This is a genomic window from Pyramidobacter piscolens W5455, from assembly GCF_000177335.1.
Lineage (GTDB): Bacteria > Synergistota > Synergistia > Synergistales > Dethiosulfovibrionaceae > Pyramidobacter > Pyramidobacter piscolens.
In genome coordinates this window covers 20,447-33,352 of sequence record NZ_ADFP01000011.1, presented here as the reverse complement: position 1 = coordinate 33,352, position 12,906 = coordinate 20,447, and the positions used below count along the sequence as shown (strand labels likewise).

The following is a 12,906-nucleotide window of genomic DNA, read 5'->3' as shown; positions in this document are numbered from 1 at the left end:
CGCTTCAGGTTCCCGCCAACATCCCCTGTTCCATAATACCCCCGAGATGAACCCCATCGAGCGTCTGTGCCGCACGATCGGAAATCTCACCGTTCAGACCATAAGGAGTATTACCGCAAGACAATGGGTCGTTAGGTGCTTTAAATGAGAAGGAGTATGAATAACTATTTCTCGATAACAAGGCCAAACATAAGGGCGTGGGAGGAAGTCCCGTCGCTCAGGACTACCTCGACCGCGGCGCGGCCTGTGCGGCTCGCTTGGTGGATCTTCCTCGTCGCGCCCGGCAGGCTCTGTTAACGCTTTTTAGCGAGAAAGAGCATGGGGGAGATGAGCGTCTCCCGATCCCGATGAGGGAGTGCTGCTGTTTCAATAAAACGACGCGGGCAACAATGAGAACAAAAGCGAAAAACGAAGCGTCGCGTTTGTCGTCGCGAGTAAAAATCCTGCGGAATCATATGATTTTCCGTAAAGAAACGTTCCCTTTCACTTGGTGCATTCCTGTGGTAGAATTTTCTTGGTTAATTAAGACTAACTAAGGGAGGATGGCTTCAATGGACTCTTCAAAAAAAGCGAACTACGGCAACTGGATCCCCCGGAAGCTGATGAACGCCTTGTGGGGAATCTTGCTGGGGGTGCTGCTCCTGCTGATCGTGAACGCGCTGTTCTGGCGCAATGCAGCCGCGGCGCTGCTGCTGGGCGCGCTCAGCGGTCTGTCGCTGGTCGCTGCCGTATACATGCAGTACTGCCGGAAGACGATCGACCTGCGCGGCGGCGGCCTTGCGGGGAAGTTTTACGACGATCTGCTGGATCATCTTGCCTGGCAAGGGCAAGGACGGCTGCTGGATATCGGCTGCGGCTCGGGAGCGCTGTCGATCCGCTGCGCGCGCCGCTTCCCCGGCGCGCAGGTTATCGGCGTCGATTACTGGAGCGGCGTGTGGGATTACTCGCAAAAGCAATGCGAGGAGAACGCACGACTCGAAGGCTGCGACGGCCGGATCGATTTCCGGCACGGCGACGCGGCCCGTCTGGAATTCGCCGATGAAAGTTTCGACGCCGTCGTCAGCTGTTTTGTCTTTCACGAGGTGAAGACGATCTCCGGCCGGTCGAAGCGGCCTGTCGTCGAGGAGGCGCTGCGCGTGCTGAAAAAGGGAGGAAGCTTCGCCTTCGTCGATTTGTTTGGCCGCTCCGCTCTTTACGGCGACATGGAGGAGCTTGTGCAGCAGATGAAAGACAGCGGACTGCGGGAAGTTGGTTACGTTTCCCGCGCCGGCGCGTCCTTCGTCCCCGCGCTCGCGCGTCCCGTGATGACCGCGGGCGTGGGGCTGCTCTACGGCGTGAAATAGCGCTCCGCTTGCCCCGGCGCAGCGGCGCGGAGCAATATCGAGTTTTTAGCATGCAATATCGAGCCAGCTTTTATAATGTTCGGAGCGAAATGTTCCACGTGGAACACTTCGCTCCGAAAAAACTTTACGGCCCCGGCGGCGCGGCGGCGTAAACGAAAAGCCGTTCCGGAGAGCGTTGATGATTTCTTCAGCGCTCTCCGGAACGGCTTTTTCGGGCTGTGCCCGCATCGCGGCGGGGGACGGTCACATGGCCTGACGCATGTACTCCGCGATGACGCAGGGGGACTGCAGGGCGAGACTTTTTTTCACGTCGAGGATGCGCTGGTTGGACGAGCCGCGAAAGCGCAGCGACAAATCGCGCTTGTCGCGCTCGAAGCGTCCGTCGACGAGCACGTCGATCTGTTCGAGCAGAGCCATGCGGTCCTCCCAGGCCGGATTTTTGCGGTCGGTCAGCTGCTCGAAGGTGAAGCCCGTGAAGGCCCACACGTTCAGTCCGCGCAGATGCGCCGCGCGGGCCACTGCGGCCAGGGCGCGCGCCTGCAGGAACGGCTCGCCGCCGGAAAGCGTCAGCCCCTGCTGCAGATGGAGCGAGTCCAGCTGGGCGATCAGGTCGTCCGCGTCCATCTCGAAGCCGCCGAACGGGTTGTGCGTACACGGATTGTGGCAGCCCGGGCAGTTGTGGAAGCATCCCTGAGCCCAGATCACCGCCCGCAGCCCCGGCCCGTCGACGATGCTGTCGCGGGTCATCGGACTGGCGAGGCGGATCTTCATTTGGCGTTCGCCTCTTCCTCCGCTCCGCACTGATTGTGCTTGACGCGGTCGCGGACTTCGGCGCGCTTGGCGTTGTTGAAGCGGTCCAAAGTTCCCACGAGATAGCCGGTGATGCGGCGGATGCGCTCGAAGCCGACGGGGCCGTCGGATTCATGGCGCCCGCAGTGGGGGCACACGTCGCCGGAAATGACGCCCGTGTAGCCGCAGACGGGGTCGCGGTCGACGGGGTGATTGATGCTGCCGTAACCGATCCCCGCCTCCTTCATGGCGCGCACGATGGTTTCGAAGGCTTCGGGGTTGTTGGCTCCCAGCCCGTCCAGCTCCACGTAGCTGATGTGCCCGCCGTTGGTCAGCGCGTGGTAGGGCGCTTCGCGGGCGATCTTCTCGAAGACGCCGATCTTGTAATACACGGGCACGTGGAATGAGTTGGTGTAATATTCGCGGTCGGTGACGCCGGGGATCGCGCCGAATTTTTGGGCGTCGAGGCGGGTGAAGCGCCCCGACAGCCCTTCCGCGGGCGTGGCGATGAGGGAGAAATTCAGGTCGTACTGTTCCGAAGCCTGATCCATGCGTTCCCTCATGTGGCGGACGATCTTCAGCCCCAGCTCCTGCGACTCGTCGCTTTCGCCGTGGTGCTTGCCCGTCAGGGCCACCAGACACTCGGCCAGGCCGATGAAGCCGAGCGTCAGCGTGCCCTGGCGGATCACGTCGCGCAGTTCGTCCTCGTCGTTCATGCCGTCGGAGCCTTTCCACACGCCCTGTCCCATCAGGAACGGGAAGTTTTTGACGCGTCGGCGGCTCTGGATCTCCAGACGCTCCAGCAGCTGATCGACGACCAGGTCGATCTTGCCGTCGAGGTCCCTGAAAAAAGCGTCGAGATCGGTCGCGCCGCCCAGCGCCCGTCCGTGGACGATGCCGAGGCGGGGCAGGTTGATCGTGGTAAAGGACAGGTTGCCGCGCCCGCTGACGGTCGATTCGCCGCAGCGGTTGCCGACCACGCGCGTGCGGCAGCCCATGTAGGTGGCTTCCGTGTCGGGGTCGCCGGGCTTGTAGTATTCGGCGTTGAAGGGCGCGTCGAGGAAGCTGAAGTTGGGGAAAAGCCGCTTGGAAGTGACGCGGCACGAGAGCCGGAGCAGGTCGTAATTGGGATCGCCGGGATTGTAGTTGACGCCTTCCTTGACCTTGAAGATGAGGATGGGGAAGATCGGCGTCTCGCCGTCGCCCAGCCCTTTTTCGGTCGCCAGCAGCAGATTGCGCGAGACCATGCGCCCCTCGGGAGACGTGTCGGTGCCGAAATTGATGCTCGAGAAAGGGACCTGCGCGCCGGCGCGGGAATGCATCGTGTTGAGGTTGTGGATAAACGCCTCCATGGCTTGATAAGTGCGGTGGTCCGTTTCGGCGAGGGCTTCCCTGCGGGCGAAAGCCTGAAGTTTGATCAGCTCCGTCTCGTCGGTTTTCAGCGACGCGGCGAGGATCTTCCGCTCGGCCTCGTCCCGTTCGGCGTCGTCCGTCAGGCTGATGGCGCGCCCCGTTTCGGCTTCGGCGCGGTTTTCCGCGTCTTTGACGGCGGACTTCGCGTCGAGGTCGCGAAGCAGTTCCAGCCCCTTGGCGAGATTGCCCGCGTACAGCTTGCGGAACGTCTTGCGCACGCCGTCGGCGATGCCGTAATCGAAATACGGGATGCTCTGGCCGCCGTGCTGGTCGTTTTGGTTGCTCTGGATGGCGATCGCCGCCAGCGCCGCGTAGCTCATCACGTCCTGCGGCTCGCGCAAAAAACCGTGCCCCGTCGAGAAGCCGCCCTTGAACAGCTTGCGGATGTCGATCTGGCAGCAGGTCAGCGTGCCCATGTTGAGGAAATCCATGTCGTGGATGTGGATGTCGCCCTCGTCGTGCGCCCGGGCGTGAGCCGGGTGGATCACGTGCGTCTTGCAGAATTCGCGCGACACGGCGCTGCCGTATTCCAGCATCGTGCCCATGGCCGTGTTGCCGTTGATGTTGGCGTTTTCGCGCTTTACGTCGGCGGTCTTGGCGTCGGCGAACGTGATCTCTTCGATGGCCTTCATCAGGCGGGTATGCGAGTCGCGCACGCGCGTGCGCTCGTTGCGGTAGGTGATGTAGGCCTCGCTGGTGCGGGCGTGGCCGTTTTCGATCAGCACCTTCACCACCATGTCCTGCACGTCCTCGACGCTGGGCGAGCCGGAGGCGTACTTTTCGTTGAGGCGGCGCACGACCTGCGACGTCAGCCCCTCGGCGATGCGGTAGTCGGCCGCCGTGCCTTCCTTCTCCGCCACGGCGGACGCGGCGAGAAAAATGGCGCGGGTGATGCGGTCTTCGTTGAAGGGGGCCAGACGGCCGTCCCTCTTCTTAATCGTCTCGATCACTTGAAAGGCCTCTCTTTCTTCATTTGCGGCCGGAATGCCGCGCCCTCGGCGGGCGTGCTCTTCCAAGCCGAACGGATGGATTCCGTCTCGGAATGAAATTTGCCGTCATCATACACCATAAAAAGCGTCTCGTAAAGAGATAAACGCTAAATATACGAATAGATTTAATTTTTGTACGCTAAATATAGTCATGGAGCGGCGGGGCGATGCCCGCGGAACGCTTCCGCCGGGGATCCCGGCGCTCGCCGCGGCGGCCTAGCGGGCTTCCGCGGCCTTTCTTTCCAGCGCTTCGTTGCGGAAATAGAGCAGCATGTCGATCGAGACCATCGTCACGTTCACGACGTAAAGCGCGACCACGCTCCAGTGCGTGGCGCCGTCCAGCAGGCATTTGCCGATGCCCGCCAGATAACCGACGATGATGACGACGAGGAAAAGCAGACTCTTGCCCCTGCTGCTGCGCGAGGTCCACGATTTGTAGATGGAGATGGGCCAGGCGGCGCCGAAGCAGATCAGCATCGTGATCTCGAGAAGCGATTTCAAAAACATGATTTCAGTCATTCCCTTTCTCTGATTCGTTTTCTTCGGGGCGATAATCCCGCATCCAGCGTTGCGGATCCTCCGGCGCGAAGCCGTGACGGAAGCCGGGGCGCGCGGCGCTGCGCTCGACGAACGCCTGCAGCGCCGGGCGGAACTTGGGGTGCGCGCAGTTCTCGATCAGCGCGCGGGCGCGCTCGTAGGCCGTGAGCCCGCGCAGATCGGCGCAGCCCTGTTCGGTGATGATCACGTGAGGGTCGTGTTCCGTGTGGTCGACGTGCGCCACATGCGGGACGATGCAGGAGATCGTTCCGTTCTTCGCCGTCGACGGCGTGGTGAACACCGAGAGCGCGGCGTTGCGCGCGAAGTCTCCCGAGCCGCCGAGGCCGTTGACGATCTGGCAGCCGCCGATGTGCGTGGAGTTGACGTTGCCCTCGAGGTCCACTTCCAGCGCCGTATTCACGGCGATGACGCCGAGGCGGCGGATCACTTCCGGCGAGTTGCTGATCTCCACGGGGCGCAGGATGATCTTGTACTTGTACATCTCCAGACTCTTGTAAAAGGCGTCGATGCGCTCGGGCGAGATGGTCAGCGCCGTCCCCGAGGCGAACGAGACGCGCTCCGTCTCGATCAGGTCGAGCACGGAGTCCTGCAGCACTTCCGAATAGATGGAGAGGTTGCGGAACTTCGATTTCTGCAGGCCGCCCAGCACGGCGTTGGCCATGTTGCCGACGCCCGACTGGATCGGCGGCAGCTTGCGCGGCAGCCGCCCGCAGGCCACTTCGTTCTCGAGGAACGCGACCAGATAGTCGGCCATGATCTGGGACCTTGCGTCGGTCTGCGCCAGATGGCGCGTCGAATCGGGAATGTCGGTGACGACCACGGCGGCGATCTTGTCGGGACGGCAGCGGATGTAGGGCATGCCGACGCGGTTGTTGGGGCGCACGATCGGGATCGGTTCGGTCTCCTTCATGCGCCGCGGGCTGTACACGTCGTGCATACCTTCCAGCTTGACGGGCTGCGCCGTGTTGACCTCGACGATCACCTTTTCGGCGTACTCCGCCAGCACGTTGGAACAGCCCACCGACGTGGAGGGGATAATGTTGCCCTCGTCGTCGATGCCGATCGCTTCGATGATGGCTATGTCGATTTTGCCGAAGTAGCCGTTTTTGATCCAGAAGGGCACCTGGCTGAGGTGCATGTCCACATAGGCGAGGCGGTCGTCGTTGGCCAGCTCGCGCACGCTCTGGTTGGTCTGATAGGGATAACGCCGTTCGATCACGCCGGCGCGCGCCAGCCGCCCGTCGAGTTCGTCGCCGACGGACGCGCCGGTGATCAGCTTGATGCGGATCTTCTCGCCGCGTTCGGCGCGGCGGGCCAGCGCCATGGGCACGGCCTTGGGGTACCCGGCCATGGTGAAGCCGCTCGTGCCGACGGTCATGCCGTCCTTGATCAGTTCGGCGGCCTGCGCCGCCGACATGGTCTTGGCCTCGGCCTCGTGATTGCTGATGCGGTTGTACACGTTTCTTCCTTCCTTTCGGCGCGGCGGCGGTCCACGCGAAAAAAATTCTTCCGGCACTCAATGCCGAAAGAACGTACGCCGCCGGGGCCTCGGTCAAAAAAGAAGGTCTGAAGCAGCACACACGTTCCGTCGCTCGCGAGAACTTTTTCGTGCTCAGCGCGGCAAGTCTTCTGGCTCAAGCCCATGGAGCCTTCTCCGCCTTCCCATGAGCGCGAGGCTCACAGTGGCGCGTGGAGAAGCTGAGGCTTTTACAGCGGCGGGACCGCTCGGGATTCTCACCCGGTTCCTTTTTGATCGAGACGCAGCGTCTCGAACCGTGCTGATTATTCGATTGGGTTTCTGAGACAGATTATAGCAGAAAAAAATAAAAGAGGAGAAAACGTTCCACGTGGAACGTCTTCTCCGCTTTTTTCGGATCGGCTCGCGCCCGGCGATCGCTGGCGCGGCGGAAAAACATCTACCGCCCGGCGTGGAACAGCTCGCGCTCCATCACGTCGATGATCTCTTGGGCGGCCTGCGTGGGCGGCAATTTGCCCGCGGTGACCTCCTCCTCGATGCGCGCCTTGGCGGCGGCGATGGCCCGGTTGGCGCCGATGAGGTTTTCCAGATGCTCCTGCGCCATGTCGTTGACCCATTTGAGCACCTGTTCTTTGCGCCGTTTTTCGAAGACGCCGTTGCCGCGCACGGTCTTGAAAAACTCCTCGATCACGCCCCACATCTCGGGAATGCCCTCGCCCGTCAGCGACGAGCAGGTGTAGGCGTGGCTGCCCCAGCCCTCCGTGGCGGGACGCAGGTAGTGGAGCATCATGTCGAAGTCGGCGCGCGCCGACAACGCTTTGACTTTGTTGTCGCCGTCGGCCTTGTTGACGAGAATCGAGTCGGCGATCTCCATAATGCCCTTTTTGATGCCCTGCAGGTCGTCGCCCGCGCCGGTCAGCGCCACCATGAGGAAGTAATCCACCATGTTGCGCACGGTCGTTTCGCTCTGGCCGACGCCGACGGTCTCGACGAGGACCACGTCGTAGCCCGCCGCCTCGACGAGCAGCAGCGTCTCGCGGCTTTTGCGCGTGACGCCGCCGAGCGTGCCGCCCGACGGGGACGGACGCACGAAAGCGTTGGGGTGGCGCGACAGCTTTTCCATGCGCGTCTTGTCGCCGAGGACGCTGCCCTTGGTGACGGTGCTGCTGGGATCGACGGCGAGCACAGCGACGCGGTGCCCGCGGTCGCACAGCCACGAGCCGAGCGCTTCGATGAAGGTGCTTTTGCCGGCGCCGGGCACGCCGGTAACGCCGACGCGCATGGAACCGCCCGTGTGGGGCAGCAGCTTTTGGATCAGTTCCTGCGCCGTGGCGAAATGCTTGGGAGCGTTGCTCTCGATCAGCGTGATGGCCCGCGACAGGATCGCGCGTTCGCCATTCAGGATGCCTCGCGCGTATTCGTCGACGGAGAGGTTGCGCCGCACGGGCTGGACGTTGGCGGCGGTAGGCGCGCCGGTGCCGTCCACGCCCTTTGTCACGAAGCAGGCGAATTCGCCGCCGGCGTTCTGCGGCTGCCACTCGGGCTGGTAGGTGGTGTTTTCGGTGTTCATCGTTTTTTCTCCTTTTCGGGGGGAGGAGACTTTTATTTCGCGGCTCCTTCCTGGGCGGCAAGGCGCTTGTTCAGCACCTGCAGCATCTCGCGGGCGGCGGCGGGAATGACCGTGCCGGGGCCGAAGATGCAGGCGGCGCCGTGGTCGTACAGGAACTGATAATCCTGCGCGGGGATGACGCCGCCGGCGACGACCATGATGTCGCCGCGGCCGCGTTTTTTCAGCTCTTCGACGAGCTGGGGCAGCAGCGTCTTGTGCCCGGCGGCCAGCGAGCTCATGCCGACGATGTGGACGTCGTTGTCCACAGCGTCCTGAGCGGTCTCGGCCGGCGTCTGGAACAGCGGACCGACGTCGACGTCGAAGCCCATGTCGGCGTAGGCGGTGGCGACGACTTTGGCGCCGCGGTCGTGACCGTCCTGTCCCATCTTGGCGACCATGATGCGCGGGCGGCGCCCTTCGCGCTTCTCGAAGTCGTCGGTCATCTGGCGGACTTCCTTGATCACTTCGTCGTCGGCGAATTCGCTGCTGTACACTCCGGAAATCGAACGGATCACGGCTTTGTGCCTCCCGCATACTTTTTCGATGGCAAAGGAAATTTCGCCCAGCGACGCGCGCGCGCGCGCCGCCTCGACGGACAGCTCGAGCAGGTTGCCCTCGCCGCTTTCCATGGCGTGGGTGATGGCGTCGAGGCACTGCCGCACTTTTTCGGGGTCGCGCCCGGCGCGCAGTTTTTCGAGGCGCGCGATCTGCGCCTGACGCACGGCGGTGTTGTCGACGTCGAGAATGTCGAGCGGGTCTTCCTTTTCGAGCGGGAAGTAGTTGATGCCGACGATCTTCTCGTTGCCGGAGTCGATGTGGGCCTGGCGGCGCGCCGCGGCCTCTTCGATGCGCATCTTGGGCAGGCCGGTGTCGATGGCCTTGGCCATGCCGCCGAGGCTTTCGACTTCCTGGATATGCGCCCAGGCGCGGCGGATCAGCTCGTCGGTGAGGGCTTCCACATAGTAGGAGCCGCCCCACGGGTCGATGACCTTGCAGACTTTGGTCTCGTCCTGAATGTAGAGCTGCGTGTTGCGCGCGATACGGGCGGAGAAATCCGTGGGCAGGGCGATGGCTTCGTCGAGGGCGTTGGTGTGCAGCGACTGGGTGTGCCCGAGCGCGGCGGCCATGGCCTCGACGCAGGTACGCGTGATGTTGTTGAACGGATCCTGCGCGGTCAGGCTCCAGCCCGAGGTCTGCGAGTGCGTGCGCAGCGCCATGGACTTGGTGTTCTTTGGATCGAACTGCTTGACGATCTTGCCCCAGAGCATGCGCGCGGCGCGCATCTTGGCCACTTCCATGAAGTAGTTCTTGCCGATGGCCCAGAAGAACGACAGGCGCGGCGCGAAATCGTCGATGCCCAGCCCGGCCTTCATGCCCGTGCGGATGTACTCGAGCCCGTCGGCCAAAGTGTAGCCCAGTTCGATGTCGGCGGTGGCGCCGGCTTCCTGCATGTGATAGCCGGAGATGGAGATGCAGTTGAACTTGGGCATGTTGCGCGAGGTGAAGGCGAAGATGTCGCCGATGATGCGCATGGAGGCCGCGGGCGGATAGATGTAGGTGTTGCGCACCATGAATTCCTTGAGGATGTCGTTCTGGATCGTGCCGCTCAAGACTTTCATGTCGACGCCCTGTTCCTGCGCGGCGACGATGTAGAAGGCCATGACGGGCAGCACGGCGCCGTTCATGGTCATGGAGACGGACATCTGCCCCAGCGGGATGCCGGAGAACAGAATCTCCATGTCGAGGATCGAATCGACGGCCACGCCGGCCTTGCCGACGTCGCCGACGACGCGCGGGTGGTCGGAATCGTAACCGCGGTGCGTGGCCAGGTCGAAGGCGATGGAAAGTCCCTTCTGCCCGGCGGCGAGGTTGCGGCGGTAAAACGCGTTCGACTCCTCGGCCGTGGAGAAGCCGGCGTACTGGCGCACCGTCCAGGGACGGGCCACGTACATGGTGGGGTACGGGCCGCGCAGGAACGGCGGGATGCCCGCCATGAAGCCGAGGTGATGCATGCCGGCGTAATCGTCGGCGGTGTAGAGCGGCTTGACGTCGATCTGTTCCATGGTGCGCGTGCACAGTTCGGAAACGGAACGGCCCGTTTCCCTGAGGACGCGCGCTTCCCACTGCTGGCGCGACTCGGCGCGGCTCTCTTCCTTGAAGGCGATCTTGGTGAAATCAGGATTCTGATACATGGTCTAGCACATCCCCTTTTTTTTCTGCATGGCGGAGAGGACTTGGAGGCAGTTGGCCTTCACGTGGATGAAATCGTCGACGCCGGCGTCGAGATAGCTCTGCTTGAACTCGGGGGCGGGCGCGCCGGCGAGGAATACGGTCATGTCCGGGCGCTTCTGCTTGATCAGCCGGGCCAGCGGCGGCACGAGCTCGGGATAGGTGTCGTCGGTGGAACAGATCACGGCGGCGTCGGCGCCGCTCTCCGCGGCGGCTACGGCGGCCAGTTCCACGGTCTCGAAGCCGTCGTTCTTCAGCACTTCGAAGTGGCCCACTTCGAAGAAGCCCGTGCTGAAATCGGCGCGGGGCTTGTGCTGGGGGATGGGGCCCATGTTGGCGAGGAAAACTTTGACGTTGCCGCCGGTTGTGGCGGCGTAGTCCTCGGTACGTTTCCTCAGCGCTTCGTATTGTTCGGTCCAGCGGTGCGGCTCAAGCGGCGCGACTTTCAGATCGCAGGGCCCGGCGGCGTCGAGAGTTTTCCACAGATCGGACAGCAGCGCGTCGGCCGCGAACGCTTCGGCGGCGTGGACGACCTGGCCGCCCTTGCCGCACTTGGAACTCTCGGCCACGTCTTTCAGCGCCTTGGCGAGGCAGTCGGGGCAGCGGCGCTTTTTGATCTCGGCCACCTTGGCCTCGCGGTCGGCCTTGAACTCGGCCAGGTCGCTTGCGGGCACGTCGAGCGGCGTCTCCGCCATGTTGGCGTACATGTTGTTGCCGACGGCCCGTTCGGCGCGGGTGGCGAGCTTCTTGAAGCGATCGGCGAGCACGGCGCCGATCTCGTTCTGGATCAGGCCGGACTGAAGGGCCTTGACGATTCCGCCTTCGGCCTCGACCTTCTGGAACAGCTCCCAGGCGCGGTCTTCGACCTGGCGGGTCAGAGTCTCCACGTACCAGGAACCGCCGGCGGGATCGACGGCGGCGTCGAGGTTGAACTCGGTCTGCATCATGATCTGCTGGTTGCGGGCGATGCGGCGCGCCTGTTCGGTGGCGGGGCGGACGGCCCAGTCGAAGCAGTTGACGTTCATGGAATCGACGCCGGCCACGGCGGCCGAGAAGGCCTGCGTGGACGTGCGCAGGATGTTGACGTAGGGATCGTAGACCGTCACGGTGAACGGCGAGGTCTTGGCGATGACGTTGACCTTCGCGCTCTCACCCTCGCAGCCGAAGGCGCGCGCGACGTGCGCCCAGAGCACGCGCAGGGCGCGCAGGCGGGCGATCTCCATGAAGAAGTTGGCGCCGAGGCCGACCTCGAAGCGAAGATGGCGGGCGGTCACCTCGGGGGCGATTCCGCGTTCCGACATGGCGCGGATCACGGCGACGGCGTCGGCGAGCGCGCAGGCCGTCTCCTGAACGGCGGACGCTCCGGCGTCGGCGTAGACGCTGCCGCGGATCAGGACCGTGCGCAGCGCGCATTGGTTGTTTTCGGCCCAAAGCAGCGTCTGCGCCATTTCATCGTACAGGCTGCCGAGCGACCGGCTCAGGGAGCCGTCGCGGGCCAGCGCGCCGATGGGGTCGGCGCCGACGCAGCCTTTCAGGCTGGAAGGCGCGACGCCGTGATTTTTACACCAGGCGGCGATCATGCCCAGCATCGGCAGGGCGGACGCGCCGGCGGCGACGTGCAGCTCGTGCGCGCTCGGATCGGCGTCGGCGAAAAACTTTTCCAGATGCTCGAGCGAGCAGATGCTGACGCCGCGGCGCTCGCAGGCGGGGACGTCCATGCCGTGCGTGCTGGAGTAATCGAGCACCGGGTGGATGGCCGTGGCGCCCCTTTTCAGTTCCTCGGCGGCCAGTTCGCCGGCCCGGCGCGGGCCGCGCGCGTCGACGCCCTGGGCGATCTCCCAGAGTTTGCCGTGCGCAGGGGCGCTCCTGACGCCCCGCAGATAATCCTGTTCGCCGGGAAAAGTTTGGCAGTCTTTCAGATCCTTGACGTCCTCGGCCGTGTAGATAGGCTGAAGTGTGATGCCTTCGCAGGTCGGCGTGAACATTTTTTTGTCGAAGGGCGCCCCCTTCAGAGCCGCTTCGGCGGCCTGCTTCCACTCCTCGTACGTGGGGACTTTGAACTCGTCAAAGGTGACAGGAGTGATCGGCGCAGACTTCTGCTGGTCTTTTTCCATGGTGAATCAAATCCTCCCTGACGCTGAAAATTTGCCCGTTCCCCCGCCGGCGGAAAAAAATCAGCGAAGAAAACGCGCTTGCGCGGCGAAATCCCGCCCGCGCAAGATTCGCTCTCTGTTCCCCCGTTTCAGGCCGGTATCCTGACTCGCGCGCAAAACGCTCACAGTGGCGGGGCCGCTTTGGTCTTTCACCAAATTCCCCGGGCTGAAACTGCATATCATGACTTCTTATTTTACAATAAAAATTTCCTCGAATCCACCTCAAAAGAGTAAAAAGAAACGTTCAGAGAGAAAAAGACGGTTCAAGTTTCAGTGTTGTGTTTCGCGTTGTCGGAAAATGCGAAAGAAAAGACGAGAAGCAGCGGCCCCCGTCCGCCCAAAGGAT

At 63.1% G+C, this 12,906-nt stretch carries 8 protein-coding genes and 2 riboswitches; of the genes, 1 reads left to right on the top strand and 7 read right to left on the bottom strand.

Annotated elements, in window-relative coordinates; translation table 11 throughout:
* Positions 1–551 precede the first annotated feature (551 nt).
* Positions 552–1,343 (top strand): class I SAM-dependent methyltransferase, encoded by a 792-nt coding sequence (locus HMPREF7215_RS00810; RefSeq protein WP_009163658.1) that lies wholly within the window; start codon positions 552–554, stop codon positions 1,341–1,343.
* Between the two features lie 243 nt (positions 1,344–1,586).
* Here the strand turns inward: HMPREF7215_RS00810 and nrdG are convergent, their stop codons facing one another.
* The 7 genes from nrdG to HMPREF7215_RS00775 all read right to left on the bottom strand — a co-directional run bounded on the left by nrdG (position 1,587) and on the right by HMPREF7215_RS00775 (position 12,521).
* Positions 1,587–2,114 (bottom strand): anaerobic ribonucleoside-triphosphate reductase activating protein, encoded by a 528-nt coding sequence (nrdG, locus tag HMPREF7215_RS00805; protein WP_009163656.1) that lies wholly within the window; start codon positions 2,112–2,114, stop codon positions 1,587–1,589.
* The gene (locus tag HMPREF7215_RS00800; protein ID WP_009163655.1) at positions 2,111–4,495 is read right to left on the bottom strand and encodes an anaerobic ribonucleoside triphosphate reductase; all 2,385 of its coding nucleotides are present in this window, start codon (positions 4,493–4,495) and stop codon (positions 2,111–2,113) included. Before HMPREF7215_RS00800 ends, nrdG begins: the two co-directional genes overlap by 4 nt.
* A gap of 255 nt (positions 4,496–4,750) precedes the next feature.
* Positions 4,751–5,053 carry a hypothetical protein gene (locus HMPREF7215_RS00795; protein ID WP_009163653.1) on the bottom strand — a complete coding sequence of 101 codons (303 nt, stop codon included), beginning with the start codon at positions 5,051–5,053 and terminating at the stop codon, positions 4,751–4,753.
* The gene (locus HMPREF7215_RS00790) at positions 5,046–6,551 is read right to left on the bottom strand and encodes a succinate CoA transferase (RefSeq protein ID WP_198004526.1); all 1,506 of its coding nucleotides are present in this window, start codon (positions 6,549–6,551) and stop codon (positions 5,046–5,048) included. Before HMPREF7215_RS00790 ends, HMPREF7215_RS00795 begins: the two co-directional genes overlap by 8 nt.
* A 143-nt stretch (positions 6,552–6,694) precedes the next feature.
* A riboswitch (cobalamin riboswitch) is annotated at positions 6,695–6,885 on the bottom strand.
* Positions 6,886–7,008: 123 nt separating this feature from the next.
* Positions 7,009–8,139 carry a methylmalonyl Co-A mutase-associated GTPase MeaB gene (gene meaB, locus HMPREF7215_RS00785; RefSeq protein WP_009163651.1) on the bottom strand — a complete coding sequence of 377 codons (1,131 nt, stop codon included), beginning with the start codon at positions 8,137–8,139 and terminating at the stop codon, positions 7,009–7,011.
* 32 nt (positions 8,140–8,171) lie between these two features.
* Positions 8,172–10,370, bottom strand: a complete 2,199-nt coding sequence (gene scpA, locus HMPREF7215_RS00780; RefSeq protein WP_009163650.1) for a methylmalonyl-CoA mutase — start codon at positions 10,368–10,370, stop codon at positions 8,172–8,174.
* A 3-nt stretch (positions 10,371–10,373) separates the two neighbouring features.
* Positions 10,374–12,521 (bottom strand): methylmalonyl-CoA mutase family protein, encoded by a 2,148-nt coding sequence (locus HMPREF7215_RS00775; protein WP_009163649.1) that lies wholly within the window; start codon positions 12,519–12,521, stop codon positions 10,374–10,376.
* A 114-nt stretch (positions 12,522–12,635) separates the two neighbouring features.
* A riboswitch (cobalamin riboswitch) is annotated at positions 12,636–12,796 on the bottom strand.
* Positions 12,797–12,906 lie beyond the last annotated feature (110 nt).

Coding starts and splice junctions, on each gene's coding strand:
- HMPREF7215_RS00810 (WP_009163658.1), top strand. CDS start 552: ATGGACTCTTCAAAAAAAGCGAACTACGGCAACTGGATCCCCCGGAAG.
- nrdG (WP_009163656.1), bottom strand. CDS start 2,114: ATGAAGATCCGCCTCGCCAGTCCGATGACCCGCGACAGCATCGTCGAC.
- HMPREF7215_RS00795 (WP_009163653.1), bottom strand. CDS start 5,053: ATGACTGAAATCATGTTTTTGAAATCGCTTCTCGAGATCACGATGCTG.
- meaB (WP_009163651.1), bottom strand. CDS start 8,139: ATGAACACCGAAAACACCACCTACCAGCCCGAGTGGCAGCCGCAGAAC.
- scpA (WP_009163650.1), bottom strand. CDS start 10,370: ATGTATCAGAATCCTGATTTCACCAAGATCGCCTTCAAGGAAGAGAGC.
- HMPREF7215_RS00775 (WP_009163649.1), bottom strand. CDS start 12,521: ATGGAAAAAGACCAGCAGAAGTCTGCGCCGATCACTCCTGTCACCTTT.